Here is a 26,470-nt window from a genome sequence, read left to right on the forward strand (position 1 = left end):
ACAGGCCGTGAACCGTTTGCATTACAAAATACAACATTGCATTCCAGCCAGCAATCTTTGCTGATGGTATGATCGTTACAGCCGACACGCGTGTGCCCCACCAGCCCGCGCTACAGTGACTGGCTCGCGCATCCATCGACGGATGGCGACGCAGGCACTTGCCCCGATCGCTACCGCGCGCCCGGCTTGTCTGCCGCATGGCACGACATCACGGAGCCCAGCCTGGCACACGGGACGTGGCCGAATTTCATCCTGTTCTCACGATCGCACAACCATGAATCTGCATTTGTCACTGCTGGCTGGCGCCCTTCTCGTCACGCAATCGGCCATCGCCGCCCCGCCGGCCTGCTACAACTTTTCACCGGTTAACCAGTTCAATGTTCAGGTCTCGGCCAGCTTCTGGAATCCGATCATCAGCTATGTGTCGGCCCGAAGCAAGGTCTGCATGAAGCTCAAGCTGGGCCGTACGTCGGCAGACACGACCAGTTTCGTCCTGGCCCGTGAGGTGGATTTTGCTTTTACCAATCACCTGTTCAGCCCAGAGCGCGACAAGATGCGCTGGACCGTGTTCGGCAGGCGTAACTCGCCGCCCGTGCATGGGCAGATCGTCGTGCCGGCCGACTCGCCAATCAAGGATATCCGCGAACTTGCCGGCGCTGCGGTCAGCTTTCCCGGCCCGGAAGCGCTGGTTGCTTACAAGGTCAACTATGCGCAATTGCTGCGCGCGGACATTCCTGTGAACGTCGTGTTCGCAGGCAATCATGACGCCGCATTCACGCAGCTGTTTGCCGGGATGGTCAAGGCCGTTGGTGCAAATTCGCAGCTGGTGGCGAATTGGAGCGGCCGCGAAGGCAACGCGTTTCGCGTGCTGTGGAGTTCGGCGCCCTTCAATGATCTCGCGCTGATGGCCTCGCCACGGGTGCCGGCCAACCAGGTGCGCGCCGTCGCCAATGCTTTCCTGACGATGCACAATGATCCGGAAGGCAAACGCGTGCTCGCCGAATCTGGCGCACTGATCCACGCCCCGGTGCCGCTGTCGTTCGTCGCGGCCAGCCAGGCCGACTACGCCAGCTATCGTGCATTCTACGCCGACGCGCCGGCCAGCCTGCGGTGACACTTTTCGCCATGACAGTTGCTCCACTGCGCCTGCTCAAGCGCGTCTTCCTGCCGCGCTCCCTGATGGGCCGCGTATTCGGCGTGTTCGCGGCCACGATGCTGCTCCTGCTGGTGGCTGGCCTCGGCATGTTCTACCGCTACCAGTACCTGCAGCATATCGAAGAGACGCAGGACAATGCGCTGATGCTGGTCGAGGCGGTGATCCAGCCAATCGAAGAGAGCGTGGTCATCGGCGACTACGACACCGTCAAGCGCACGCTCGGCAAGATGATCGTCAAATCGCCCTTTAAACGCGCCCAGTTCCTCGAGGTCGGTGGCGGCGCCATCAGCCTTGAGGCGCCGGACACCCAGCACGCAGCGCCGCCCGACTGGTTCACGGCGCTGATCGTCGAGCGGTTCTACGATGTCAACCGGGTCATCGCGGTCGGTGGCAAGGATTACGGCGTGATGCGCCTGTCGTTCGATGTAACCAGACTGGCAGCCCAGCTGTGGCAGCTCATCATCGAAACGGCGGCGGTGGCCCTGGTGCTGGCCTCGGCCAGCCTGCTGATGATGCGCGTGCTGCTGCGCCGCTGGCTGGAACGTCTCGGCGGCCTGCGCGCGTTCGAGCACGATGTCGCCGCAGGCCTGGTCACCGCCGAGGCGCCACTGCACGACGACGCGCCGCTCGAGATCCAGGAAGCGATCCTGGCCGTCAACCGCGGCGCCGCCAGCCTGCGCGTGCAGTACGGCGAGCGCATCGAGCTGCTGATGAATTCGCTCGTCCAGCACAAGAGCGCGATGGACCAGGCGGCAATCGTGTCCGAGATCGATGTCGACGGCCGCATCGCCGTGGTCAACGACCAGTTCATCGCCAACAGCGGCCTGTCCCGCGACGAGGTCGTTGGCCAGCCCCTGGCGCACCTGACCATTCCGGGGTCGGCGCCGGCCTGGGCACCCGGGCCCGCTGTCTGGAAAAGCGACGTCATGATCGCCGGGCGCGACCGCACGCTGCAATGGCACCGCACGATCGTGCCGATGTTCGATGCGGGCGGCACGGTGCGCTATATCTGTATTGATATTGACATCACCGAGCGCAAGGCCTTCGAGCGCACGATCCTGGCCACGGCGCGCCGCGAAAACCTGATTGCCGAGCTGGGCCGCGTGGCCCTGACGGCGAACGACCTGCACCACGTGTTCCGGGAAGCCATCCAGGCTGCTGCGGGTGGCCTGGATGCCCCGAGCGCGGCGCTGTTTTCTCTGGAACCGGCGCCGATCGGGCGCTCACTGGTGATCCGCGCGGGCAGCGGCGCCCTTGCCGCCGCCACCGGGTTCGCCCTTGACTGCCCGCTGGGTCCGATGCCGCAGCAAGAGCCGGCCGACCTGCTACGGCCGCTGTTTGCGACAGTCGGCGCTGCCTACCAGGTGCGCAGCAGCGTCGATGCCTGCGTGATTTGTACGGAAAGCCCGTTTGGCGTGCTGGCAGTATTCACCGACGACGCCCGCCAGTTCGGCCCGGACGACCGCAACTTCCTGCGCAGCATCGCGCACATCCTGGCCACCACGATCGAGCGCCATACGGCGCAGCAGCGCCTGACCTATCTGGCGCAATATGACGCCTTGACCGACCTGCCGAACCGGCGCTACCTGTCCGAGTCGCTCGACCTGGCCATCGGCGCGGCTGCCGCGCAGGCACGCCGCACCGGCGTCATGTTCATCGACCTCGATCACTTCAAGAAAGTCAACGACATGCTGGGGCATGGCGTCGGTGACCAGCTGCTGGTGCAGGCCACCAAGCGTCTTCAGGCCTGCGCCCGGCCGGGCGATCTGGTCGCGCGGCTTGGCGGCGACGAATTCGCCCTGATCCTGCCCGACGTCGTGGAGGACGGCGACGTCGCCGCCCTGTGCACCAGCATCATCGATGCGCTGGCGGCGCCGTTCCTGCTGCAGGGCCAGCAGTTGTTCGTCTCGGCCAGTATCGGCATCGCACGCTATCCGGAAGACGGCGCCAGTGCAGAGGCGCTGCTCAAGAGCGCCGATACGGCCATGTATGCGGCCAAACACAATGGCCGTGGCAATTTCCAGTTCTTCAGCGCCGCCATGCACGATGCAACCACCCAGCGCATCAAGCTCGAAGCCGAGCTTCACCAGGCGCTGGAGCAGAGTGAGTTTTTGCTGCACTACCAGCCCAAGCTCGATCTGGTCACGGGCAAGACCAGCGGCTTCGAGGCGCTGCTGCGCTGGAACCATCCGCAGCGCGGCCTCGTACCGCCGCTTGAATTCATTTCAGTGCTCGAAGACACGGGGCTCATCATCGCAGTCGGTGAATGGGTCGTGGCGGAAGTCTGCCGCCAGCTTGGCGTCTGGCGCGCAGACGGCTTCCCCATCGTGCCGGTCGCGATCAACCTGTCGGCACGCCAGCTCGAGCAGGACGACCTGGCCGCAACGATCGAGCGGATCGTGACTGCCGGCGGCATTGCGCCGGCACTGCTCGAGTTCGAGCTCACCGAATCGATGCTGATGGTGAACCCGGACGCCGCGGTCGCGATCCTGGGGCGCATCAAGGCGCTGGGCATGCGCCTGTCCATCGACGATTTCGGTACCGGCTATTCGAGCCTGGCGTACCTGAAGCGCTTCCCGCTCGACGCGCTCAAGATCGACCGCACCTTCGTGCGCGACCTGCCGCATGACAGCGATGACGCGGCGATCACACGCGCCGTCATCAACCTGGCGCACAGCCTGAATCTGAAGGTGGTGGCGGAAGGCGTGGAAAATCTCGAGCAGCTGTGCGAACTGAAGCACTTTGGCTGCGACGAAATCCAGGGCTATTATGTCGATCGGCCGCTGGTGCCGGCTCGCTGTTTTGCACAGGTGGAAAGCGCCGTGCCGATAGAAACGCAGCGCGACGCTGCGCTGGTGATGTAAGAGGCGTCGAAAGCGGCCCGCAGGGGTGCGGGCCGGTTTTGTCTGGCCGATCAGGCCAGCGCCGTATCGAGCACCGTCATCACGATGAACCCGATGACCAGCGCAATGCTGGCCTGGGTGCCGTTGCCCGACTGGCGCGATTCGGGAATCACGTCGTTGACGATGACGAGCAGCATGGCGCCGGCCGCGGCAGCCAGTGCATAAGGCAGCAGACCGGCCGCGATGCCGATGAGCGCGACGCCGAACACGGCGGCGATCGGCTCGATCAGCCCCGACACGATGCCCATGCCGACGGCGGCGAGGCGGCTGTAGCCGACAGAATGCAGCGCCAGCGCCACGACGAGGCCTTCAGGCACGTCCTGGATCGATACACCGGTGGCCAGTGACGTGGCTTTTTCCAGATCGATGCCAGCGAAGGCGACGCCAATGGCCAGGCCTTCTGGCAGGTTATGCAGCGCGACGGCCCACACGAACAGCCATGCGCGCCGCAGTGAGACTTGGTCGGGATCGGTAGAAAGGATGCCGTCGGTATGGACCGCGCGGCTCATCAGGAGAATCGCGCCAGCGCCGGCCAGAATACCCGCGCCCACCATCAGGCTGGCTTCCCAGCTGCCCGCCCCGGCCGACGAGGCTGCGTTCAGTGCCGGAATGACGAGCGAAAACGCGGTGGCGCCCAGCATGACACCGGCGCCGAAACCGAGGAATGAATCGTAGGTACGACGAGAAAAATTCTGCGCAAACAAGACTGGCAAGGTGCCAAGTGCGGTGGCTGCTGCCGCCGCACTGCCGCCCAGCAAGGCGGCCAGCATTTTCGGGTTGGCATTCATGAACTGCTCGATCATGCTGCCGATCAGGACGAACAGGACTACGGTGCAGATACCAGCAATAATGACGCGACGTGGGGTGAGCCAGCTCGGCATGCCGCGGTGTGGTGGGGCTTTTTCGACTTGACTATCCATGCGGCTTCCTGATAACTGAATACCGCCTGCCACAGATCATGTGGCAGGCGGCGTGGGCAGATGCAGTGCGTTTTGCTTACGTCGTTTTGCTTACGGCGTTTTCTTCACGCTGGCCTTCTTTTTCTTGGCAATACCGGTGTCGTCGAGCGGACCGCCGCGCGAAGCCACCGTCGGCTCGCCCATTGCGTTCCCGCTACTGCCACCTATCGTACCACCGGATGCGGATTGCATCATGCCCAGTTCGGAACCGGTGCGGGGCATGGCCATCGGGTCCGACAGCGTGCGCGCCGCCATCATTTCCAGCACGTCGATATCCTCGGTCGGCAACGCCACTTCGGCATCGCCCGCACCGCCATCGACGGCCATCTGCTTGTCGCGGTCGCTGATGAAGTCCCAATCGGCGCCCTGGTTCCATGCGCCGCGCACCTCGCCCTCGCCTTGCGACATATTGTAGTAGACGCTGGCAAACGCCGGCACCACAGGCATTTTGCCGGGTGGGAAGTTCGGCTCCATCGAATACAGGGCTTTCTCGAACGACTTCATGTGCGCTACTTCGCGCGTCATCAGGAAGCCCAGGGCTTCCTTGACGCCCGGGTCATCAGTCAGCGCAATCAGGCGCTCATAGACGATCTTGGCACGCGCTTCAGCGGCAATGTTCGAGCGCAAATCGGCGGTCGGTTCGGAGATCGAGTCGATATAGGCTGCCGTCCATGGCACACCGGCCGAATTGGTCAGAGGCACGCCCGCGCCATACAGCACTTGTGTGATGTGGCTGTCATTGCCGGCACCGGTGATGCGGCGGTAGGCATCGGCTTCCATATCGACGCCCTCGGCCAGACGGCCTTTGGCCCCCTTGTTGAGCATCGCGACGATGTTGCCGATGACCTCGAGGTGGCTGAGTTCTTCAGTGGCGATATCGAACAGCAGGTCCTTGCGGCCTGGATCGTCCTCGGCAACGGCCTGGGTAAAGTAGCGCATGGCGGCGGCGAGCTCGCCCTGCGGGCCGCCGAACTGTTCGAGCATCAGGTTCGCCAAGCCGGGATTGGGGCCGCTGACGCGGACGGTGTACTGCAAACGCTTATTATGAGCAAACATGGATAGTGTCCTCGATAAGGTTGTTCATCCTTTCGGCACGCGTGGTGCGTGACCATCCAGGACGGGCCAGCGCCGGGAACGGCAGGCCAGTGAACACATGATCGCATGACAACTGTTGGTAGCCCGTCAGGGGTAATCCCGAGTTCGTGTAGGACTAGTGTGACAAGTAGTTATTTCAATTCAACTTGAATAGAGGGCTGGAAAAATTGTCTCGTGGTTCTGGCCGATGTGGAACGGCACTGACACGACCTCGGCGTACAGGCCTACAGCCATTTGACAAGGACTCCCTCACGATGTTGATCAAACAACCACGAACGGGGGTACCACCATGTTTAACCTGAAACAACTGAGCCCAACTATCACCGACATGATCCGCTTCGATCACTCGCACGTCATGGTGACCTTCCATCAATACTCCAGCGACAAGAGCCCGACCGTCAAGAAGGCGTTGGCCGACACCATCTGCGATGCACTGGAAATCCATGCAACGCTGGAAGAAGAGATTTTCTATCCCGTGATGCGGCGCGAAGATGCGAAACAGCCATTCATCCACGAGGCTGAACCGGAGCATGACGAGATGCGCCGCCTGATCGCCCAGCTGCGCCGCACCAGCGGCGCCGATCCGCGCCACGACGATCTGGTCATGGAATTGATGCGCGACGTGATCCATCACGTGGCCGATGAAGAAACCCGCCTGCTGCCCGATGCCGAGAACATCCTGGGCAAGGCGCGCCTGTCGGAACTGGGGGCCGCGATGACGCGTCGGCGTCTGCAGCTCGTCGGACCAAAGGCTGGCAAACTGGCCAAGGAACATCTGGTCGGCTTCTCGGGTAGCAGCGCGGCGCTGGCCGTCGGTGTGGTTGGCGCCCTGATTGCCGCCTTTGCACTGACGCCGAAAAAGACCTGGAAGGACAAGTCGGCAGACGCATAACGCGTCATCGATGTAGCCCAATACCGCTCTCGAGCACCGGCCCCGGCAACGGCGACGGTGCTTTTTTTGCGTGCTACAGGTCGGGATAAAAGACGGGCATCGGGTCAAGCGTCGATTTCACGCCGAGATGCGCGCCGTTCTCCTTCAGCCAGGTATCGGCCGAGGCCACCCCAAGATCGTGCAAATGCTGCAGGAACGGCATCTCGGCGCTGAATTTGGCGGAAATGCCATGCGCCGCCAGATGCTCGTTGCCACTGATCAGGTGCAGGAACTTGGCGGCAGGCGTCGCCCCCGCACCGCGCATCTCGTCCGTGGCGCTTCCCAAAAACTGCAGTGCACTGACTTCACGAACGAAACTGATATTGAACGCAATCTCGTTGGCGCGATTGGCAATGTCGGCCACCGTGCGTGGCATGTCGGGGCGCGCGATGGGATTGTTCTGGATGATCACGACATCCGTTCCGTCGCCATGCGCCATCAGCGGCGCCAGCGGTGGATTGGCGACATAACTGCCATCCCAGTACATCTCGCCATCGACCTCGACCGCAGCGAACACGGTCGGCAGGCAGGCCGAGGCCAACAGGCGCTGGACATCCATCTCATCGCGCCGGAACAGCTTGCCCGTGCCGGTGCGCACATTGGTCGCGGCAATGAACAGCTGCAGCTCCTCGCAGGCGCGTACCCGTTCGAAGTCGATGGTGGCTGCGAGAAAGTGGCGCAGCGGATTGAGCGTCAGCGGGCCTTCCAGCGTCGGACCGGCCATGGCCCCGGCCATTTCCAGCAAGTGGTACACCGGCGAAAACGCCATCGTGAAGTGCGGCGCCATGCGGTCAAGCGGTGTGCGCTGCAACGGGCTCATCGCTGCGGCGGTGCCGATCGCGCGCCAGAACTTGTCGAGCGCCCGACGCGCACCTTCGCGGCCGCCGCCGCGTGCGTAGCCGTCTGCGACCACGACGGCATTGATCGCACCGGCACTCGAACCACTGAGCGCGTCGATCTGTAACCCCGGCTCCTGCAGCAGGCGGTCGAGCACACCCCACCCGTAGGCGCCGTAGCTGCCACCGCCCTGGATGGCAAGACTGATTGTTCTATGGTCGGTCACGTTCTACTCCGAAAAATCATCAAAGCGTCAGCGTAATCCGTGAACCGATTGTGCGGCGCAGCGCAGGCGTTACGCCATCCAGCGCGTCACGAGCGGCACCAGCCAGGGAGCAAGCAGCGCGGTCAGCGCGCCATTCAGTCCCATCGCCAGCCCGGCGAACGCGCCCATTTCGGGACTGAGCTGGAACGCACGCGCTGTGCCGATCCCGTGCGCGGCCAGGCCCATGGCGAACCCGCGCGCCGCGTCCGACCGCACGCGCAGCCCATGAAACAGCCAGGTCGAGAACATCGCGCCAAAGATGCCTGTGCCAATCACCAGCGCGGCAGTCAGGGAAGGCAGGCCGCCCAGCCGCTCGGCCACGGCCATTGCGATCGGCGACGTGACCGACTTGGGCGCGAGCGTCGCGATCAGCGCAGGGGTCGCGCCCAGCAACCGCGCCACCACGACTACCGACACGATGGCCGTCACCGAGCCAGCGAGCAGCGCCACCGTCAGGGGCAGCCAGTGCTGGCGCAGGCGCGGCAGCTGGCGCACGAGCGGCACGGCCAGCGCCACCGTTGCCGGGCCGAGCAGGAAGTGGACGAACTGCGCGCCGGCAAAATACCGCTCGTACGACATGCCGGACAGGCTCAGGATGCCCACCACGATGGCAATCGCGATGGCGACCGGATTGGCGATCGGCGCACCCTTGCACCAGGCGCCGATCCGTTGCGCCACCAGATAGGCGCACAGCGTCATGGCCAAGCCGAGCAAGGGTGAGGCCGCCAGATAGACCCAGAACTGGTGCAAGCCGGCGAAATCAGGCATCGCGATCTTTCGCCGGGCTGCCTTTCATGCCGCGCAGCAGCAGGCCCGTGACGGCCAGCGCCAGCAGCGTGCTGACGACAACCGACGCGACAATCGCCAGCCAGTGGCCACTGCCGCTGGCGGCAGCTACCACGATGCCCACGCCGGCCGGCACGAACAGCAGCGACAAATGGGCCAGCAGCGCGTTGGCCGCCTGTTCGACCAGCACCTGCAATTTGGGAAAGACGATCAGCGCAGCCACGAGCAGCAGCATGCCGGCGACGGGGCCGGGCAGCGGCAGGCGCAGCACGAACACGATGCCCTCCCCCAGGCATTGGAACAACAACAGGACCGCAAACGCCGCCAGCATGCTTTCTCCTTTACGCAAGACGGCGGCCAGGGGCCGCCGCAAACACGCAGGATAGCAAATTACCGATCAAGCGGCGGTGGTTGCCTCGCTGGCGGCGCCGAGAGCGCCGCGCTTGACCTGGTCGCGCTCGATCGATTCGAACAGCGCCTTGAAGTTGCCTTCGCCGAAGCCGTCGTCGCCCTTGCGCTGGATGAATTCGAAGAACACGGGGCCCAACTGCGCCACGCCGAAGATCTGCACCAGCAGGCGCGCCTTGCCGTCCGTGACCGTGCCATCGAGCAGCAGGCCGCGCACCTTGAGCTGCTCGGCGTCTTCGCCGTGGCCCGGGATGCGCTCGTCGAGCATTTCGTAATACGTCTCGGGCGGCGCCGTCATCAACGGCACGCCGGCCGCGCGCAGGCTGTCGACCGTGGCAATCAGGTCGTCGCTCAAGAGCGCGATGTGCTGGATGCCTTCGCCGTTGAACTGCATCAGGAATTCCTCGATCTGGCCACCACCCGCCTTGCCTTCTTCGTTCAGCGGGATGCGGATCATGCCATCCGGCGCCGTCATCGCCTTCGAGGTCAGGCCCGTGTACTCGCCCTTGATGTCGAAGTAGCGGATTTCGCGGAAGTTGAACAGCTTCTCGTAGAAGCCGGCCCAGTACGACATGCGGCCGCGGTACACATTGTGCGTCAGGTGATCGATGATCTTCAGGCCGTGGCCCTCGGGGTTGCGCGGCGCGCCGTCGATGAACTTGAAGTCGATGTCATAGATCGATTTGCCGATCGTGTCGCCTTCGTCGAAGCGGTCGATCAGGTACAGCGGCGCACCGCCGATGCCGCGGATCGCCGGCAGGCGCAGCTCCATCGGCCCGGTCGGGATCTCGACCGCCTGCGCGCCCAGTTCCAGCGCGCGAGCGTAGGCCTTGTGCGCATCGCGCACGCGAAACGCCATGCCGCAGGCCGATGGGCCGTGCTCGGCCGCGAAGTAGGCGGCGTAGCTTTTCGGCTCGTTGTTGATGATGAAGTTGATGCCGCCCTGGCGATACAGCGCGACGTCCTTCGAGCGGTGCACGGCCACCTTGGTGAAGCCCAGCGCCTCGAACACGGGTTCGAGCACACCCGGGGTTGGCGAAGCGAACTCGACGAACTCGAAGCCCATCAGGCCCATGGGATTGTCAAACAGGTCTGCCATTGTCTCTTCCTTTTATTCGTCCTACGTTGACGGTCATTCCGCGAACACGTCGGCCAGCAAACCGCGCAACCACACATTGCCCGGATCCTGGTTGAAGCGGCGGTGCCAAAAAATATTCGTTTGCAGCGGCGGCAGATCCAGCGGCGGCGTCGCCCATTCGAGTGCGAACGGCAGGCCGGCCCGTTCGGCCAGTTTTTGCGGCACCGTCACCACCAGGTCGCTCGAGCTGACGATGTACGGCACCGCCGTAAAGTGCGGCACCCGAAAGCGCGTCGCTGGCGCAATCCCGGCCCGGGCCAGCACCGCGTTGACCCGGTCGTACGGGCTGTCGGCCGCGTCCACCAGCAAATGCTCGGCGGCAGCGAAGCGCGCCAGCGTCAGCGCGCCCTTGCCTAGTGGATGGCCCTTGCGGAACATCGTCACGAACGGCTGGCGAAACAGGTGCCGCTGGTACAGCGCATCGGACACATCCTCGAACGGACCCACCGCCAGGTCGACCCGCCCGCCTTCCATTTCTTCCTTTAGCGTCGTCGCGCCCACGCGTACCGAACTGAGTTCCACGTGCGGCGCCACCTGCCGGCAGCGCTCGATCAGCGTCGGCATGAAGTACACCTCGCCCACATCGGTCATCGCCAGCACGAAGCGGCGGCTGCTCGTGCTTGGCTCGAACCGGCTGCGCTGGTTCAGCGCCAGCGCCACCTGCGCCATCGCCGCCCCGATCGGTTCGGCCATCTGCGTCGCCAGCGGCGTCGGCTGCATCCCGCTGGCCGTGCGCACGAACAGCTCGTCGCCAAAGGCGCGCCGCAATCGTGCCAGTGCATTGCTCACCGCCGACTGGCTCAGGCCAAGGCGGCGGGCGGCACTGGAAATCTGGCGTTCCCGGTAGACTTCCTGGAACACGGACAGCAGGTTCAGGTCGATGGTGCGCGGTTCGATCATGGGTTTTCCAGGTTGCCGGCGCATTGTCCATGCGCGGTGGTGGTGGAGGCCAGCAGTATTCATGGAATCAATAGTCTACATTTTTCTATTCATCTCGTAAAACTGCACGGATTATTCTAGAGTGGCGCCATCGACCAATCGCACCACATGATCAGTTCCAGGAGACACCGCATGGCCCACCCGTCAGGTTACCTGTCCGGCTTAGGCAATGAATTTGCCACCGAAGCCTTGCCCGGCGCCCTGCCGCAGCATCGCAATTCGCCGCAGCAAGTGGCGTATGGCCTGTATGCGGAGCAGTTGTCCGGCACCGCATTCACCGCGCCGCGCAGCCATAACCGGCGCTCGTGGCTGTACCGGATCCGCCCGGCGGCCGTGCATGGCAGCTTCGTGCCGCTGGACGCGCCGCGCCTGGTCAGCCGCTTCGATAATGCCGCGCCGCCAAACCAGTTGCGCTGGAGTCCGTTGCCGATGCCGACGACCCCGACTGACTTCATCGATGGCTGGGTGACCATGGCGGGCAATGGCTCGGCCGAGGCGATGACGGGCTGCGCCGTGCACCTGTACGCGGCCAACCAGTCGATGACCGGTCGCTACTTCTACAATGCGGACGCCGAACTGTTGATCGTGCCGCAACTGGGGCGCTTGCGCATCGCCACCGAACTGGGCGTGCTGGACGTCGAGCCGCAGGAAATCGCCGTAATCCCCCGCGGCGTGCGCTTCCAGGTGACGCTGCCCGATGGCGAAGCACGCGGCTACCTGTGCGAGAACTTCGGCGCACTGCTGCAACTGCCCGACATGGGGCCGATCGGCTCGAACGGCCTGGCCAACCCGCGCGACTTTCTGACGCCGGTGGCGCAGTACGAAGATATCGAAGGCGATTTCGAATTGGTCACCAAGTTCGGTGGGCGGCTCTGGCGCGCGCCGATCGGCCACTCGCCGCTGGACGTGGTGGCGTGGCACGGCAACTACGCGCCCTATAAATACGACCTGCGCCACTTCAATGCCATCGGCTCGATCAGCTACGATCATCCGGACCCGTCGATCTTCCTCGTGCTGCAGGCGCCATCGGACACGCCGGGCGTCGATACGCTCGACTTCGTGATCTTCCCGCCGCGCTGGCTGGTGGCTGAAGACACGTTCCGGCCGCCCTGGTTCCACCGCAACGTGGCCAGCGAATTCATGGGCCTGATTCACGGCGCCTACGACGCCAAGGCGGACGGCTTCGTGCCGGGCGGCTCCAGCGTGCACAACTGCATGAGCGGGCACGGACCCGATGCCGCGACTTTCGACAAGGCCAGCAGCGCAGACACGCGCCAGCCCCACAAGGTGGGCGACACGATGGCGTTCATGTTCGAGACGCGCAATGTGCTGGTGCCGACCGAACAGGCACTGGTGTCACCGCAATTGCAGGGGAATTATCAGGAGTGCTGGGCCGGCATCACCAAGCGTTTTCGCACGACGCCTTGATCAGGGCCCACGGCCGTCAAGGGATGGTCCAGTCCAGGCCGAGCTTACGGACCAGCAGGAGCGTCAGGTAGCCGAGCACCGCGAGCAGGACCACGAAGATGAGGACGACCTTGGCCACGCCGATCACCAGCCTGCGCCGGTCCATGCCGTTCTCTTTCTTGCCCTGGTCATAGTGCCATTTGATGGCGAAAAACATGCCCGTGCCAAGCACGAGCGCTTTGAACGTGAAGAAGACGATCGGGAACCATTCCATTTTTTGGGTATTTCCAAGCTGTGAGTGAAGCCGGTGGCGGCCAGAGCGCGCCAGGGCAGTCTGTGAGGATACTCCTTAACCGCGCTGTTCATACCCGGACAAAATGTCCCAGTCGGGAGCGATGGCGCGGTCGATCATACGGGTGCCCCGTCATCGTCCATGCTGTCCCCCACGTTTTTGTCATTTATGCCATGATTCTGCCGTACGCCATTGTGGCGGACCCGGCCACGGCCCGGAATGCCCGGCCATAGGCCTTCTGCTTGTCATGTCAGATATATTGATCATCCTCGTTCTGATCCTGCTGAACGGGGTGTTCGCGATGAGCGAACTGGCGCTTGTTTCCGCAAAACGCATGCGCCTCGAACGGCGCGCGCAGGAAGGCAGCCGCGGCGCGCGCAGCGCCATCGCGCTGGCAGACAACCCGAGTCACTTCCTGTCGACCGTCCAGGTCGGCATCACGCTGATCGGCATCTTTACCGGTGCCTTCGGCGAAGCATCACTGGTCTCGCGCCTGAAGCCGCAGATCGAAATGGTGGGGTTCCTGGCGCCGTACGCCTACGAAATCGCGCTGTTCATCGTCGTGCTGGCCATTACCTTCGTGTCGATCGTGCTGGGCGAACTGGTCCCGAAACGCATCGCGATGCGCCATCCCGAGACGATGGCGACCCTGATCGCTCCGCCGCTGTCGGCCCTGTCGCTGATCATGTCGCCGTTCGTCAAGGTGCTGTCGCTGACGACCGAAGCGATCGTGCGCCTGTTTGGCATCCACGACGCAAAAGAAGAAGCGCCGACGGAAGAAGACATCACCGGCATGTTCAAGGAAGGCACGGACGCCGGCCTGTTCGAAAAGACCGAATACGACATCGTCTCGCGCGCGCTGCGCCTGGACGACCGGCACCTGAAAGCTTTGATGACGCCGCGCGTCGACCTCATCATGATCGACCTGGACGCCGAACGCCGCGACACGCTCGAACTGATCGCCTGCCACACCTACAGCCGCTTCCCGGTCTACCGTGGCGACCGCGCCCAGATCCTGGGCTTCGTGAAGGTGCGCGACCTGCTCGCCCAGTCGGTACGCCACGGCTCGCTCGAAGCGGTCAATATCGAGCACGCGGTGCAGGACGTGCTGTTCGTGCCCGAGACCGTCGGCGCAATGGTACTGCTCGAGCTGTTCAAGAAAAACCGGGCCGAGCTGGCGCTGATCGTCGACGAATACGGCGACATCCAGGGCATGGTCACGCTGTCGGACGTCATGAGCGCACTGGTCGGCGACGTCACCGTCAATGGCGAAGAAACCGATCCCGACGCCGTCCAGCGCCAGGATGGCAGCTGGCTGCTCGATGGCGGTGTGGATCTGGACCGTTTCCGCGACGTCTTCAACACCACCGAGCGCTTCCCGGACGAAGAACTGGGCGCGTACCACACACTGGCCGGCTTCGTGCTTTACCAGTTCGGATATATCCCGAAACCGTCTGAGTCGTTCGACTGGAATGGCTACCGCATCGAGGTCGTCGACATGGACGGCAACCGGATCGACAAGCTCCTGATCGAGCAACTCGCACTGCCCGACCCGGCGCCGGCCGAAGAATGATGCGGGCGCGCTAGAGCCAATGGACGCCATCCGGCTGGGCCCGTTGTACCTCCCGATCGCCGTCGCCCTGTCGCTGGCGGCGGTGCTGGCGGCCACGCTCGTCGCCGAATGGTTCAGGCGCCGGCGCGGCATCGACCCGGGCGGCGCGCTGTGGTACATGATCGTGGCCGGCTTCGTCTCGGCGCGTCTCGTGTTCGTGCTGAAGCACCATGCGATCTATCTGGCCGCGCCGCCCAGCGTATTCGATATCCGCGACGGCGGCTTCGCATCGGTCGCCGGCCTGATCGCAGCCTGTGTGGTCGGGGCCGAGCTGACGCGCCGCCAGGCGGCACTGCGGCGGCCCGTGCTGGCCTGCATGCTGGCCGGCTGCGCGGTCTGGTTCGGCGGCACGCTGCTGAACCAGGCACTGACGCCTGCGCGCACGCCGCTGCCCGACGTGATGTTGCGCCAGCTCGACGGCCGTGAAGTCGCGCTGCGCAGTTTCGCCAGCCGCCCGGTGGTGTTGAACCTGTGGGCCACCTGGTGTCCGCCCTGCCGGCGCGAGATGCCGGCCCTGATGGCGGCGCAGGCGAAGCATCCGGAGATCGCGTTCGTGCTGGTCAACCAGGGTGAATCCGCCGCCACCGTGGCAGCGTACTTCGCGCGCGAGCGCCTGCCAGTGCAAGCGCAGTCGAGCACGATCGTGCTGGACCCGGGCAGCCAGATCGCCGCGCGCCTTGGCGCGGCCGGCATGCCGACAACGCTGTTCTACGATGCGGCGGGCCACCTGCGCACGCGCCATGTGGGTGAACTCTCGCCAGCCACACTGGCCGACAAGCTGGCCGCGATCCGGCCCTGAACCACGTTTGTGGTACAACATGGCCCTACCGAGGAATCCATCATGCAACTCAATCCCATCCAGCTGTTCGACGCCGAGTCGTCCACCTTTACCTACATCCTGGCCGCACCTGGCGCCGTTGACGCAGCCATCATCGACCCGGTCGACCGCCACTTCGAACGCGATCTGGCGCACCTCGAGCGGCTTGGCCTGCGCCTGACGCACGTGTTCGAGACGCACGCGCACGCCGATCACGTCACGTCGGCCGGGCGCCTGCGCGCGCACACGGGCGCGAAGGCGTGCGCGCCGGGCGGCTGCGGCATCGCGCCGGCAGAAATCCAGCTGCAGGACGGCGACCGGATCGCGTTTGCCGACGGCGAAGAACTTGCGGTGATCCAAACGCCGGGCCACACGGCCGGCAGCATGTGCTACCTGTGGCGCGGCAACCTGTTCAGCGGCGACACGCTGCTGATCGGCGGATGCGGCCGCACCGACTTCCAGGGCGGCAGCGCGGGCGATCTGTACGACAGCGTGACGGGCAAATTGTTCACGCTCGACGCCGCCACGCGGGTCTGGCCCGGTCACGACTACAAGGGCCAGTCGGTCTCCACGATCGGCTGGGAGCGCGCACACAATGCCCGCCTGGCCGGGCGCGAGCGCGCTGACTTCATCGCGCTGATGGCGGCGCTCGACCTGCCACGCCCGGGTCTGATGGATGTTGCGGTGCCGGCCAATCGCAATCTGGGACTGGCGCACAGCGTGTAGTTGTCACGGGCGAAAAAAAGCGCGGCCGAGGCCGCGCGATCAAACTGCTACCCGTCGAGTGACGGTTATGACACTATCAGTAACGCCAGGTCTTCTTCGGTGCGACCGGACGTTTCATGACCTTGGTCTGAAACTGTTTCCACAGCAGGCCCGCCAGGGCCATCATGATCATCTTGCGCATGCTTGTCTCCAGTGAGTGTCGGCGAATTGCCATCGTCATCAGCATAGCGTGACAAGCAAAACCGTGGCGCGAGTTTGCCGCGCCCCGCCGATGCAGTAGAATCCCTGTCTTTATAGCAAGATCAAGAAGCCGATGATGGACGACGGGCACCACCAACTCAAGCGCGGGCTCAAGAACCGCCACATCCAGCTGATCGCCCTGGGCGGCGCCATCGGCACCGGCCTGTTCCTCGGGATTGCCTCGACCATCCAGATGGCTGGCCCCTCGGTGCTGCTCGGCTATGCGATCGCCGGCGCGGTCGCCTTCCTGATCATGCGCCAGTTGGGTGAGATGATCGTTGACGAACCGGTGGCCGGCTCGTTCAGCCACTTCGCAGACAAGTATTGCGGGCGCCGGGCCGGCTTCGTGTCGGGCTGGAATTACTGGGTCATGTACATCCTCGTCAGCCTCGCCGAATTGACGGCGCTCGGTATCTATATGCAGTACTGGTTCCCGGAACTGCCGACGTGGGTCTCGGCGCTCGGCTTCTTCGTGCTCGTCAACCTGCTCAGCCTGTTGAACGTAAAAGCGTTCGGCGAGCTGGAATTCTGGTTTGCCGTCATCAAGGTAGCGGCCGTGGTCGGCATGATCGTGTTTGGCCTGTACCTGTTGATCGGCGGCGGCGCCGGCCCCGAAGCGGGCGTGTCCAACCTGTGGCGCCATGGTGGCTTCTTCCCCAATGGCGTGGGCGGTCTGGCCATGGCCATGGCGGTGATCATGTTTTCGTTCGGCGGGCTGGAACTGATCGGTATCACCGCCGCCGAAGCGGACGATCCGTCGCGCACGATTCCGCGCGCGACCAATAACGCGCTGTACCGCATCCTGATCTTCTACATCGGCGCGCTGGCTGTGCTGCTGATGCTGTTCCCGTGGCAGAAAGTCGTCACCGGCGGCAGCCCGTTCGTGCTGATCTTTGCGGCGCTCGACAACGGCTGGGTCGCCAACGTCCTGAACCTGGTCGTGCTGACGGCCGCGCTGTCGGTCTACAACGGCTGCGTGTATGCCAACAGCCGCATGCTGTTCGGCCTGGCCGCGCAAGGCAATGCGCCGCGCGCGCTGATGCGGACCAATGCACGGGGCGTGCCGCTCAATGCGCTGGCCGTGTCGGCCATCGCCACCGGCTCGGCCATTCTGATCAATTACTTTCTGCCGGAAGAAGCGCTCGGCATGGTGATGAGCCTGGCCGTCGCCGCGCTCGTCATCAACTGGGCGATGATTTCGTGGAGCCACCTGCGCTTCCGGCGCAGCAAGGACAAAGCAGGCGCGGTGACGCTGTTCCGCAGCCCGTGGTTCCCGCTGTCGAACTATATCTGCCTGGCGTTCGTCGCCATCCTGCTCGTGATCATGGCGATCACGCCGGGGCTGCGCATCTCGGTCATCCTGATCCCGATCTGGCTGGCGCTGCTGGGCCTGGGGTTCTGGCTGCGCGAGCGGCGCGCCGCTCTGACGGAATAAGCTGGGGTTCGTTGTGCTATCGACGGCGCAGCAACGCCCTGTTGTGCGCGCACAGGACGCCCGCCCGTTAACCGGGTGTGTGGCGAAAATGGTATTTACAGCAAGCGAAAAAACTGTAAAGTGATTGGCTGTTCTGCTCTGTAGTTCCATTGCCAAAGGACTGCCATGAACCAGCCTTTCAAGTCGCGCTACGTCCCCTACGTCACCTACGTCACCTACGTCACCGCAGTCCTGTTGCTGGCGCCGTTGGCGGCAGTCGCCCAGGACGAAGCAGCCTTCTACGCCAGCGCTCACGGGGGCGTCCCCGCAGCGCCATCGACAAGCTTTTCGGAGTTCCGTCCTACCGGTCCCGGTGTGGGAGGCACGGCCAAATTTGGTGGCGGTCTTGGTTTCGGCGCCGCCGTGGGTCGTCGCTTCGGCAACGGGTGGGCCGTCGAGCTGGCTTTGGACGAGCGCGGCAATTATCTCAGGCGCGTCGGTGGTGTCGAAGTCGATGGCAACATCTTTTCAGAATTGGTCCTCTTGAACGCGTACTACCGCTTCCCCGCCCGCGGCGCGTTACGTCCGTTCATCGGCGCGGGTCTGGGCTACGTGATCGGGCTGGATATCGACGTTGACCGCAACGGGTCGGAGCAGGAGTATTCGCGCAAAGGCGGCGTGGCGGTACAAGCCATCGTGGGCGCCGAGTACATCCTCGCGCCCCGCTGGCGCCTGAGCGGCGATGCGCGCTGGACGAGCGTCGAGAGCGGCACGTTCAAGGCCTCTGATGCTGGCAATGTATTGATCGGCAAGCCGAAATATCGACCTGCCTCGCTCAATTTCGGCATCACCTATCTGTTCTGAGCGGCCCGAGGCAAGTCCAACCGCCTTTCAGCGGCCTGCTTCGCTCGTTGAATTTGCTGCATAGAATTTAAGCACCACTTTCCCGCTTCAGCAGGTTGGCGCTGCCGGGCCTGGGGTTCTGGCTGCGCGAGCGGCGCGCCGGCGTCATGCCGGCGATTGGTCCCCGATAAGCACCAGCAGGTCGGTCACGCCGATGTCGGCGCCGGCCTGCGTCAGCAATGTGCTGGCCTGGCCGCGGTGATGGGTCTGGTGATTGAAGAAGTGCAGCAGCAGGCTGCCGAACGGCTTGCAGAACGAGGCGCCACGCGTGTTGCGGTAAGCCAGCACGTGGGCCAGATCGGCCGCCGTTGCCTCGGCCGCCAGCGCCATGATGATCCCGTCGATCCGCTCGCGCTGCACGCGCAGCAGCGCCAGGCTGTCCCCGTACGACTGACGCAAGTCGCTGGGGATCGCTGCGCCACGTAACGCCTCGAGCGCGCGAAAGTCGCTCGCATGGCCAGCAAAGCGTGACAGCCAGATGCTGTCGCCTGCAACCAGATGGTTCAGCGTTCCCAGCAATGAACCAAAGAAGGCACCCCGCTCGGCGGTAACCAGTTCATGCGGCAAGGTCGAGGCCGCGTCGTACAGCTGGCGGTTCATCGTCGCGTTGTAGCGTGCGAGCAGAAGGATGTCGTCACAGGTCGGCATGATGCCTCCGGTCATGGGGGAAGCTCGATTCTCTCACCCGCGCGTCTTTCCTTCGAAAATTAAATTGCTGCATCGCGTTGCCCGCACTACCTGGCCGCACACACTGCATGACGCTGCACGAGCCCCCCGTTTCTTCTGCGTATGCCGCTCCCGTATGGTGCATAGCAATATGAAAATAGTTCGCCGCAGTTGACGTAAACGTCAATCAGCACGCTATGATCTTCATGCTGCACACCACCTCACAAGGGAAAGCACATATGAGCCAGAGCAATCCTCTGTCGCTGCACGTACCGGAGCCTACCGGCCGTCCGGGCTGCAAGACCGATTTTACGTACCTCCAGTTGACCCCTGCCGGCGCTGTCCGGCGCCCGCCCATCGACGTGGCCCCGCTCGAGACGAGCGACATGGCCCAGCAACTCATCCGCGTGCTCGACGAGCACGGCAACGCCGTCGGCCCTTGGGCCGAAGCGCCCGACCGCGACCTCCTGCGCTTCGGCCTGCGCACGATGATGAAAACCCGAATTTTCGATGCGCGCATGGTCATCGCCCAGCGCCAGAAAAAAATGTCGTTTTACATGATCAGCCTCGGCGAAGAAGCGATCGGCACCGCCCACGCGCTCGCGCTGCAGGACGGCGACATGAATTTCCCGACCTACCGCCAGCAAAGCCTGTTGATGGCACGTGAAGTGCCGCTGGTCGACATGATCTGCCAGTTGCTGTCGAACGAGCGCGATCCCCTCAAGGGCCGCCAGTTGCCGGTGATGTACTCGGTGCGCAGCGCCGGGTTCTTCACGATCTCGGGCAACCTCGCCACCCAGTACCCGCAAGCGGTCGGCTGGGCCATGGCCTCGGCCATCAAGGGCGACACCAAGATCGCGTCGGCCTGGATCGGCGACGGCGCCACCGCCGAATCCGACTTCTCCACCGCCCTCACCTTTGCCCACGTCTACCGCGCGCCGGTCATCCTCAACGTGGTCAACAACCAGTGGGCGATCTCGAGCTTCCAGGCGATTGCCGGCGGCGAGAGCGTGACCTTCGCCACCCGCGGCGTCGGCAGCGGCATCGCGTCGCTGCGCGTCGATGGCAATGATTTTCTGGCCGTGCTGGCCGCCTCGCGCTGGGCCGCCGAACGCGCGCGCAGCAATCTGGGCCCGACGCTGATCGAATGGGTCACCTACCGCGCCGGCCCGCACTCGACGTCGGACGATCCGGCACGCTACCGCCCGGCAGACGACTATGCCCGCTTCCCGCTGGGCGACCCGATCGCCCGCCTGCGCCAGTACCTGACCAACCTGGGCTGGTGGTCGGACGAAGAGCACGACGCGACGCACACGGCGCTCGAAGCCGAGATCCTGGCCGCGCAAAAAGAAGCGGAGAGTTTCGGCATCCTGGGCGACGAGCGCGCACCGAGCGCCGCGACGATGTTCGAGGACGTTTATAAAGACATGCCGGAGCACCTGCGCCGTCAGCGTCAACAGCTGGGGGTATGAGCATGGCACGCGACGATTTACCAAAAGATGCGGCCACCGTGCCGATGACCATGATCCAGGCGCTGCGCTCGGCCATGGACGTGATGATGGAACGCGATGACAACGTCGTGGTGTATGGCCAGGACGTCGGCTACTTCGGCGGCGTGTTCCGTGTGACTGACGGCTTGCAGGCGAAGTACGGCAAATCGCGCGCATTCGACGCGCCGATTTCCGAAGGCGGCATCGTCGGCACCGCGGTCGGCATGGCCGCGTATGGCCTGCGCCCCGTGGTCGAGATCCAGTTCGCCGATTACTTTTATCCGGCGACCGACCAGATCGTGTCCGAAGCGGCGCGCCTGCGCTACCGCTCGGCCGGCGAATTCACGGCCTCGATGGTGATCCGCATGCCTTGCGGCGGCGGCATCTATGGCGGCCAGACCCACAGCCAGAGCCCGGAAGCATTCTTCACGCACGTGTGCGGCCTGCGCACCGTGATGCCGTCGAATCCGTACGACGCCAAGGGCTTGCTCATCGCATCGATCGAGAACGACGACCCGGTGATCTTCCTGGAACCCAAGCGCCTGTACAACGGCCCGTTCGACGGCCATCATGATCGCCCTGTCGTGCCATGGTCGGGCCACCCGAAAGGCGACGTCCCGACCGGCTACTACACGGTCGAGCTGGACAAGGCGGCCATCGTCCGCCCCGGCAACGACGTGACCGTCATCGCTTACGGCACCATGGTCTGGGTGGCTGAAGCGGCCGCACGTGAATCGGGCGTCGATGCCGAAGTGATCGACCTGCGCAGCATCTGGCCGCTCGACCTGGACACGCTCGTCAAGTCGGTGCAAAAGACGGGCCGCTGCGTCATCGTGCACGAGGCCACGCAGACGAGCGGCTTCGGCGCCGAACTGGCCGCGCTGATTCAGGAACACTGTTTCTACCAGCTGGAAGCGCCGATCGGGCGCGTGGCCGGCTGGGACACCCCGTATCCGCATGCGCAGGAGTGGGCTTATTTTCCGGGGCCCGACCGTGTCGGCGCGGCCCTGAAACGCGTGATGGAGGGTTGATCATGGGGATTCATGTCATCAAGATGCCGGACCTGGGCGAAGGCATCGCCGAAGTGGAAGTGGTCGCCTGGCACGTGCAGCCGGGCGACACAGTGCGCGAAGACCAGGTGCTGGCCGACGTCATGACCGACAAGGCGACGGTGGAAATTCCGTCGCCTGTCGCCGGGACGATCACGAGCCTGGGCGGCGCCATTGGCCAATCGCTGGCCGTCGGCGCGGAACTGATCCGCCTCGAAGTCGCCGGCGCCGGCAACGTCAGCGCCGACAAGGCGCGCCGTGAACCCGTGCAATCCGGCGCGGCCACCGCGCCAGCCGAAGAAGTGGCCGAACCGCAGCTCGAGGCCGTGGCAGCGCATGCGTCAGCCGCGCCAGCGCCGGCCGCTGCACCGGCAAAGCCGGCACCCGCTCCGGCAGCCAAGCCAGCGCCAGCCAGGGCCGCGTCCGGTGCACCATTGCGCGCCGACGGCGAAAAACCACTTGCCCCGCCGGCCGTGCGCCAGCGCGCCTGGGACCTGGGCGTCGAGCTGCAGTTCGTGCCTGGCAGCGGGCCTGCGGGCCGCATCACGCATGCCGATCTGGATGCGCACGTGGCCGGCCGTCGCGGCGCCGCGGCCAATGGCGCGATGGACGAACGCTATGCCGAACAGCACGGCGAACACGCCACGCAGATCATTGGCCTGCGCCGCAAGATCGCCGAGAAGATGCAGGAAGCCAAGCGCAACATCCCGCACTTCACCTACGTCGAAGAAGTCGATGTCACCGAACTCGAAGCGCTGCGCCTGCAACTCAATGCCCGCTATGGCCAGGAACGCGGCAAGCTCACGCTGCTGCCGCTCCTGATGCGCGCCGTGGTGCTGGCGCTGCGCAGCTATCCGATGATGAGCGCGCGCTACGACGACGAGGCCAATACGCTGACGACCTATGACGCGGCCCATATCGGCATCGCGGCGCAGACCGAATCAGGCCTGATGGTGCCGGTCGTGCGCCACGCCGAGTCGCGCGATCCGTGGTCGAGCGCCGCCGAAATCGCGCGGCTGGCCGAAGCGGCCCGCAGCGGCAAGGCCACGCGCGACGAGCTGACCGGCTCGACGATCACGATCACGAGCCTGGGCGCGCTGGGCGGCATCGTCACGACGCCCGTCATCAACCGGCCCGAAGTCGCCATCGTCGGTGTGAACCGGATCGTCGACCGTCCCGTCATCCGTGACGGCGCGATGGTGGCGCGCAAGATGATGAACCTGTCATCCTCGTTCGACCACCGCGTCATCGACGGCATGGTGGCCGCCCAGTTCGTGCAGTCGATCCGGGGCTACCTCGAATTTCCTGCCACCCTGTTCGTGGAGTAAGCGATGGAGACAATCAACACGACATTGCTGATTATTGGCGGCGGCCCGGCCGGCTATGTGGCGGGCATTCGCGCCGGCCAGCTGGGCATCCCCACCGTCCTTGTCGAAGGCGCGCAGCCGGGCGGCACGTGCCTGAACATCGGCTGCATTCCATCGAAGGCGCTGATCCATGCGGCCGACGAATACGCGAAGACCGTGCACTACGCGGCGCAAACCTCGCCGCTCGGGATCAGGGTGGATTCGCCCAGCATCGACCTCGACAAGACGGTGGCCTGGAAAGACGGCATCGTCAAGCGCCTGACGGGCGGCGTGGGCGCCCTTCTCAAGAAACAGGGCGTGCGTGTGGTGCGCGGCTGGGCCCGCGTCCTTGACGGCAAGACGGTCGAAGTGCAGCCGCACGAAGGCAGCGGGCAAGAGCCGGTGCGCATCCGCTGCGAACACTTGCTGCTGGCGAGCGGCTCGCATGCGGTCGAACTGCCATTCATGCCATTCGGCGGGCCGGTCATATCGTCGACCGAGGCGCTGTCACTGAGCGAGGTGCCGCGCCGCATGGTGGTGGTCGGCGCCGGTTATATCGGGCTGGAACTGGGCACCGCGTTTCGCAAGCTGGGCAGCCAGGTCACGGTCGTCGAGGCGGCCGAGCGCATCCTGCCGGCCTACGATGCGGATCTGGTCAAACCGGTTGCCAGTTCGCTCGAGCGCCTCGGTGTCGAGGTCCGCCTGGCCACGTCGGTGCTGGGCATGGAGGGCGAGCGGGTCAAGGTGCGCGACGCATCCGGCGTGGAAGCCTATCTCGAGGCCGACCGCGTGCTGGTGGCCGTCGGCCGCAAGCCGGCAACCACCGGCTGGGGCCTCGAACACCTGATGCTCGACATGAACGGGCGCGCAGTCAAGGTTGACGAGCAATGCCGTACGTCGATGCGCAATGTCTGGGCGATTGGCGACCTGACCGGCGAACCGATGCTGGCGCACCGCGCGATGGCGCAGGGTGAGATGGTGGCCGAGATCATCGCCGGCAAGCGGCGCTGGTTCCATCCGGCGGCCATTCCGGCCGTCTGCTACACCGATCCCGAGATCGTGGTGGCCGGCATGTCGCCCGGCGAAGCCGCAGCGGCCGGCATCGATGCCATCAGCGCGAGCTTCCCGTTCAGCGCCAACGGGCGGGCGATGACGATCGAGAGCACCGACGGATTCGTGCGCGTCGTCGCGCGCAAGGACAATCACCTGATCCTGGGCTGGCAGGCGGTGGGGGTCGGCGTGGCCGAACTGGCGGCGGGCTTCACGCAGTCGATCGAACTGGGCGCGCAGCTGGAAGACGTGGCACGCACGATCCACGCGCATCCGACGCTCGGTGAAGCGGTGCAGGAAGCAGCCCTGCGCGCGCTGGGCCACGCACTGCATATCTGACGCAGGCGCCATCCCGCACAGGGATGGCGCTTCCGCCCTGTTTCCCTTTTATTTCCGGTGATTGCTTACGCGCTGGTCGCTGGCGCGCCGCGGCGCCGCTTGGAGAGAGCGGTGCCAAGGCGTAGCGCCGCCGCGACGGCCTCGTCGATCGGCGGCTCGTAGTTGCAGGCGATCCAGCGCATCGCAATATGGATCACACCGCCAATGACGCCTGCCTGCAGCAACTCGTCGTCAATCAGATCCGGCGCCACCAGGCGCGTGACAGCCTGACCGAATTCGCGCAGCGAATCGTCGAAGGTACGGTCCACGGCAGCGCTCACGCCACGGATCTCGACGAGGAATACACGTGCTGAGCGGGGGTCGCGCTGAATCGAAGAGAAATAAGCGTAGAGCATGGCTCGCGAGCGCGCAATCCTGCCGCCTCGCGCCGATTCTCCGGCAAGCAGCACTCTTTCACGCACCAGATCGGTAATAAAGTTGTAGCTGTCTATCAACAGCATTTCGCTGTTCGCGAACGATTCGTAGAAGTAGCGCTCGGTAAGACCCGCGGCGTCGCACACAGCCTTGACGGTCGCGTTGTGATAGCCCCGCTCACCATACACGCTGATGGCGCCGGCAATGAGGCGGCTACGCCGGTCGGCGCGACGCTGCTCCGGCGTCTGTCCGCGATAGGAGCGAGTGTTTGAAAGCTCTTGAGTCATTGCAACATTCTGACACATTATCACTAATAATGATGACAATCTGCCATGTCAGTCATTGCAACTGGGTCAAGGGCGTGACACTCCCACGGGCATCCGATGTTCTCCCGCAGGCAGCAGGTAATTGACGCACCTGCTGTTCAATTTCTCTATGCAAACAGGGTAATGGCACCGCACCCGATGGGCAGATCTGAGCCGGATCGAATCGAAGGCGCCAGCAGTTGGCATCATGCTCTCGGTTGTGGCCAAACACCGTTATCTGGCAGACAAGGTGACCAGATTCATTCTAGTCCACCCGCGCCACGCCGGCGAGCCTTAACGGAGATCTCGCGTGGCCCGGCGAACGCTGCAACGCGATTCGCCAGCGCAGCAGCAGTGCAGTGCTTATTTGTTGTCCGCCCCTTTGCCAGCACGGTCGCTGGTACCGGCAGCGGCGGCCTGACTGCCTTGCGTGCCATTCTCGTCGGTCTTGCCCTGGAAACCCTCATCGGTCTGCTCTTCGGTCGAGCCGCCTGCCAGCAGATCATCGGTGCGACCAAGCTGTTGCAGTCCGCCGCCCGCCGTTTCGTTCTCGCTTTCGCTATTCGTACCCGGCGCTGGCTGCTTGCTGCCGCTACCGGCAACGTCGCCGGTCGAACCAGCGCCCATGGTCGCCACACTTGTGGTGCCGGTGGTGATCTGGTCCCAGTTACGGCCCTTGACGTCCTGATCCTTGTTGTCGTTATCGATTGGCATGCGGTACTCCTGATGTGTGATGGATGCAGCCATCTTATGCCGATCGTGCGCCGCCGCCATAGGCGCGTGCGCCCGTTTGCTGTAGGACTGGGAGCGCACGGCATGCATCATCGAGGCCATATGGCAATCAGCACCATTACCGAGTTGCAGTTTTGCCTCAAGGAAACATTTTTGCAGCGTGTCGCGGTATACTGCGACGAACCGCATGCCCGGCGCCGCCCGTGCATGCCTGGTTTGCGCATTCCATCATCTGCAGTCCGGTTTCCGGC

General features: G+C 64.4%; 24 protein-coding genes. 13 read left to right on the plus strand and 11 right to left on the minus strand.

Annotated elements, in window-relative coordinates:
- The first annotated feature begins 274 nt into the window (after positions 1-274).
- Positions 275-1,114: a phosphate/phosphite/phosphonate ABC transporter substrate-binding protein gene (locus AC56LV_RS05670; RefSeq protein ID WP_499556420.1), complete on the plus strand. Its 840-nt coding sequence runs from the start codon at positions 275-277 to the stop codon at positions 1,112-1,114.
- Between the two features lie 11 nt (positions 1,115-1,125).
- Complete coding sequence (locus AC56LV_RS05675; RefSeq protein ID WP_499556421.1) at positions 1,126-4,020, plus strand: putative bifunctional diguanylate cyclase/phosphodiesterase; 2,895 nt, start codon at positions 1,126-1,128, stop codon at positions 4,018-4,020.
- 50 nt (positions 4,021-4,070) lie between these two features.
- On the opposite strand, the gene AC56LV_RS05680 is transcribed toward AC56LV_RS05675, so the two are convergent.
- Both AC56LV_RS05680 and AC56LV_RS05685 read right to left on the minus strand, forming a co-directional pair.
- Entirely contained in the window at positions 4,071-4,979 is a 909-nt protein-coding gene (locus tag AC56LV_RS05680; RefSeq protein WP_499556422.1) for a ZIP family metal transporter, read from the minus strand.
- A gap of 90 nt (positions 4,980-5,069) precedes the next feature.
- A complete protein-coding gene (locus AC56LV_RS05685) occupies positions 5,070-6,074 on the minus strand; it encodes a manganese catalase family protein (RefSeq protein WP_499556423.1) in 1,005 nt (334 codons plus the stop codon).
- A 328-nt stretch (positions 6,075-6,402) separates the two neighbouring features.
- Between AC56LV_RS05685 and AC56LV_RS05690 the strand changes: the two genes are divergently transcribed.
- A complete protein-coding gene (locus AC56LV_RS05690; RefSeq protein WP_499556424.1) occupies positions 6,403-7,005 on the plus strand; it encodes a hemerythrin domain-containing protein in 603 nt (200 codons plus the stop codon).
- 73 nt (positions 7,006-7,078) lie between these two features.
- On the opposite strand, the gene AC56LV_RS05695 is transcribed toward AC56LV_RS05690, so the two are convergent.
- The 5 genes from AC56LV_RS05695 to AC56LV_RS05715 form a co-directional block, all read right to left on the minus strand.
- The gene (locus tag AC56LV_RS05695; RefSeq protein WP_499556425.1) at positions 7,079-8,107 is read right to left on the minus strand and encodes a patatin-like phospholipase family protein; all 1,029 of its coding nucleotides are present in this window, start codon (positions 8,105-8,107) and stop codon (positions 7,079-7,081) included.
- Between the two features lie 69 nt (positions 8,108-8,176).
- Entirely contained in the window at positions 8,177-8,914 is a 738-nt protein-coding gene (locus tag AC56LV_RS05700) for an LrgB family protein (protein WP_499556426.1), read from the minus strand.
- Positions 8,907-9,263 (minus strand): CidA/LrgA family protein, encoded by a 357-nt coding sequence (locus tag AC56LV_RS05705; protein WP_499556427.1) that lies wholly within the window; start codon positions 9,261-9,263, stop codon positions 8,907-8,909. The genes AC56LV_RS05700 and AC56LV_RS05705 overlap by 8 nt, the downstream gene beginning before the upstream one ends.
- A 66-nt stretch (positions 9,264-9,329) precedes the next feature.
- Positions 9,330-10,439, minus strand: a complete 1,110-nt coding sequence (gene hppD, locus AC56LV_RS05710; protein ID WP_499502380.1) for a 4-hydroxyphenylpyruvate dioxygenase — start codon at positions 10,437-10,439, stop codon at positions 9,330-9,332.
- A 33-nt stretch (positions 10,440-10,472) separates the two neighbouring features.
- Positions 10,473-11,378, minus strand: coding sequence for a LysR family transcriptional regulator (locus AC56LV_RS05715; RefSeq protein WP_499556428.1), 906 nt, complete (start codon positions 11,376-11,378; stop codon positions 10,473-10,475).
- Between the two features lie 171 nt (positions 11,379-11,549).
- On the opposite strand from AC56LV_RS05715, the gene hmgA reads away from it, so the two are divergent.
- Entirely contained in the window at positions 11,550-12,845 is a 1,296-nt protein-coding gene (gene hmgA / locus AC56LV_RS05720; protein ID WP_499556429.1) for a homogentisate 1,2-dioxygenase, read from the plus strand.
- A 16-nt stretch (positions 12,846-12,861) separates the two neighbouring features.
- On the opposite strand, the gene AC56LV_RS05725 is transcribed toward hmgA, so the two are convergent.
- A complete protein-coding gene (locus AC56LV_RS05725; protein WP_499556430.1) occupies positions 12,862-13,098 on the minus strand; it encodes a hypothetical protein in 237 nt (78 codons plus the stop codon).
- A gap of 265 nt (positions 13,099-13,363) precedes the next feature.
- Between AC56LV_RS05725 and AC56LV_RS05730 the strand changes: the two genes are divergently transcribed.
- From AC56LV_RS05730 to AC56LV_RS05750, 5 genes are all read left to right on the plus strand, one after another.
- Positions 13,364-14,689: a hemolysin family protein gene (locus AC56LV_RS05730; RefSeq protein ID WP_499556431.1), complete on the plus strand. Its 1,326-nt coding sequence runs from the start codon at positions 13,364-13,366 to the stop codon at positions 14,687-14,689.
- A gap of 19 nt (positions 14,690-14,708) precedes the next feature.
- A complete protein-coding gene (locus AC56LV_RS05735) occupies positions 14,709-15,527 on the plus strand; it encodes a TlpA family protein disulfide reductase (RefSeq protein WP_499556432.1) in 819 nt (272 codons plus the stop codon).
- Positions 15,528-15,569: 42 nt separating this feature from the next.
- A complete protein-coding gene (locus AC56LV_RS05740) occupies positions 15,570-16,271 on the plus strand; it encodes an MBL fold metallo-hydrolase (RefSeq protein WP_499556433.1) in 702 nt (233 codons plus the stop codon).
- A 316-nt stretch (positions 16,272-16,587) separates the two neighbouring features.
- Complete coding sequence (locus tag AC56LV_RS05745; RefSeq protein WP_499556784.1) at positions 16,588-17,946, plus strand: amino acid permease; 1,359 nt, start codon at positions 16,588-16,590, stop codon at positions 17,944-17,946.
- Positions 17,947-18,111: 165 nt separating this feature from the next.
- The gene (locus AC56LV_RS05750; protein WP_499556434.1) at positions 18,112-18,789 is read left to right on the plus strand and encodes an outer membrane beta-barrel protein; all 678 of its coding nucleotides are present in this window, start codon (positions 18,112-18,114) and stop codon (positions 18,787-18,789) included.
- 144 nt (positions 18,790-18,933) lie between these two features.
- Here AC56LV_RS05750 and AC56LV_RS05755 read toward each other — a convergent pair whose 3' ends face one another.
- Complete coding sequence (locus AC56LV_RS05755; RefSeq protein ID WP_499556435.1) at positions 18,934-19,491, minus strand: DinB family protein; 558 nt, start codon at positions 19,489-19,491, stop codon at positions 18,934-18,936.
- A gap of 242 nt (positions 19,492-19,733) precedes the next feature.
- On the opposite strand from AC56LV_RS05755, the gene AC56LV_RS05760 reads away from it, so the two are divergent.
- The 4 genes from AC56LV_RS05760 to lpdA are packed head-to-tail and all read left to right on the plus strand — an operon-like array spanning position 19,734 to position 24,768.
- Entirely contained in the window at positions 19,734-20,966 is a 1,233-nt protein-coding gene (locus AC56LV_RS05760; RefSeq protein ID WP_332532000.1) for a 3-methyl-2-oxobutanoate dehydrogenase (2-methylpropanoyl-transferring) subunit alpha, read from the plus strand.
- Positions 20,967-20,968: 2 nt separating this feature from the next.
- A complete protein-coding gene (locus AC56LV_RS05765; protein ID WP_229424618.1) occupies positions 20,969-22,015 on the plus strand; it encodes an alpha-ketoacid dehydrogenase subunit beta in 1,047 nt (348 codons plus the stop codon).
- A 2-nt stretch (positions 22,016-22,017) separates the two neighbouring features.
- A complete protein-coding gene (locus AC56LV_RS05770; RefSeq protein WP_499556436.1) occupies positions 22,018-23,361 on the plus strand; it encodes a dihydrolipoamide acetyltransferase family protein in 1,344 nt (447 codons plus the stop codon).
- 3 nt (positions 23,362-23,364) lie between these two features.
- Positions 23,365-24,768, plus strand: a complete 1,404-nt coding sequence (gene lpdA, locus AC56LV_RS05775; RefSeq protein WP_499556437.1) for a dihydrolipoyl dehydrogenase — start codon at positions 23,365-23,367, stop codon at positions 24,766-24,768.
- A gap of 65 nt (positions 24,769-24,833) precedes the next feature.
- On the opposite strand, the gene AC56LV_RS05780 is transcribed toward lpdA, so the two are convergent.
- Both AC56LV_RS05780 and AC56LV_RS05785 read right to left on the minus strand, forming a co-directional pair.
- Positions 24,834-25,469 carry a TetR/AcrR family transcriptional regulator gene (locus tag AC56LV_RS05780; protein WP_499556438.1) on the minus strand — a complete coding sequence of 212 codons (636 nt, stop codon included), beginning with the start codon at positions 25,467-25,469 and terminating at the stop codon, positions 24,834-24,836.
- A 381-nt stretch (positions 25,470-25,850) separates the two neighbouring features.
- Positions 25,851-26,408, minus strand: coding sequence for a hypothetical protein (locus AC56LV_RS05785; RefSeq protein ID WP_499556439.1), 558 nt, complete (start codon positions 26,406-26,408; stop codon positions 25,851-25,853).
- Positions 26,409-26,470 lie beyond the last annotated feature (62 nt).

This window comes from Telluria sp. RB2R28 (assembly GCF_059685835.1).

Bases quoted from the DNA above. Each gene is read 5' to 3' on its own strand.
- AC56LV_RS05785 (WP_499556439.1), bottom strand. From the start codon at position 26,408: ATGCGGTTCGTCGCAGTATACCGCGACACGCTGCAAAAATGTTTCCTT.
- hppD (WP_499502380.1), bottom strand. From the start codon at position 10,439: ATGGCAGACCTGTTTGACAATCCCATGGGCCTGATGGGCTTCGAGTTC.
- AC56LV_RS05760 (WP_332532000.1), top strand. From the start codon at position 19,734: ATGAGCCAGAGCAATCCTCTGTCGCTGCACGTACCGGAGCCTACCGGC.
- AC56LV_RS05715 (WP_499556428.1), bottom strand. From the start codon at position 11,378: ATGATCGAACCGCGCACCATCGACCTGAACCTGCTGTCCGTGTTCCAG.
- AC56LV_RS05730 (WP_499556431.1), top strand. From the start codon at position 13,364: ATGTCAGATATATTGATCATCCTCGTTCTGATCCTGCTGAACGGGGTG.
- AC56LV_RS05690 (WP_499556424.1), top strand. From the start codon at position 6,403: ATGTTTAACCTGAAACAACTGAGCCCAACTATCACCGACATGATCCGC.
- AC56LV_RS05740 (WP_499556433.1), top strand. From the start codon at position 15,570: ATGCAACTCAATCCCATCCAGCTGTTCGACGCCGAGTCGTCCACCTTT.
- AC56LV_RS05750 (WP_499556434.1), top strand. From the start codon at position 18,112: ATGAACCAGCCTTTCAAGTCGCGCTACGTCCCCTACGTCACCTACGTC.
- AC56LV_RS05675 (WP_499556421.1), top strand. From the start codon at position 1,126: ATGACAGTTGCTCCACTGCGCCTGCTCAAGCGCGTCTTCCTGCCGCGC.
- AC56LV_RS05735 (WP_499556432.1), top strand. From the start codon at position 14,709: ATGGACGCCATCCGGCTGGGCCCGTTGTACCTCCCGATCGCCGTCGCC.
- AC56LV_RS05755 (WP_499556435.1), bottom strand. From the start codon at position 19,491: ATGACCGGAGGCATCATGCCGACCTGTGACGACATCCTTCTGCTCGCA.
- AC56LV_RS05770 (WP_499556436.1), top strand. From the start codon at position 22,018: ATGGGGATTCATGTCATCAAGATGCCGGACCTGGGCGAAGGCATCGCC.
- AC56LV_RS05745 (WP_499556784.1), top strand. From the start codon at position 16,588: ATGGACGACGGGCACCACCAACTCAAGCGCGGGCTCAAGAACCGCCAC.
- lpdA (WP_499556437.1), top strand. From the start codon at position 23,365: ATGGAGACAATCAACACGACATTGCTGATTATTGGCGGCGGCCCGGCC.
- AC56LV_RS05780 (WP_499556438.1), bottom strand. From the start codon at position 25,469: ATGACTCAAGAGCTTTCAAACACTCGCTCCTATCGCGGACAGACGCCG.
- AC56LV_RS05700 (WP_499556426.1), bottom strand. From the start codon at position 8,914: ATGCCTGATTTCGCCGGCTTGCACCAGTTCTGGGTCTATCTGGCGGCC.
- AC56LV_RS05685 (WP_499556423.1), bottom strand. From the start codon at position 6,074: ATGTTTGCTCATAATAAGCGTTTGCAGTACACCGTCCGCGTCAGCGGC.
- AC56LV_RS05705 (WP_499556427.1), bottom strand. From the start codon at position 9,263: ATGCTGGCGGCGTTTGCGGTCCTGTTGTTGTTCCAATGCCTGGGGGAG.
- AC56LV_RS05765 (WP_229424618.1), top strand. From the start codon at position 20,969: ATGGCACGCGACGATTTACCAAAAGATGCGGCCACCGTGCCGATGACC.
- hmgA (WP_499556429.1), top strand. From the start codon at position 11,550: ATGGCCCACCCGTCAGGTTACCTGTCCGGCTTAGGCAATGAATTTGCC.
- AC56LV_RS05670 (WP_499556420.1), top strand. From the start codon at position 275: ATGAATCTGCATTTGTCACTGCTGGCTGGCGCCCTTCTCGTCACGCAA.
- AC56LV_RS05680 (WP_499556422.1), bottom strand. From the start codon at position 4,979: ATGGATAGTCAAGTCGAAAAAGCCCCACCACACCGCGGCATGCCGAGC.
- AC56LV_RS05725 (WP_499556430.1), bottom strand. From the start codon at position 13,098: ATGGAATGGTTCCCGATCGTCTTCTTCACGTTCAAAGCGCTCGTGCTT.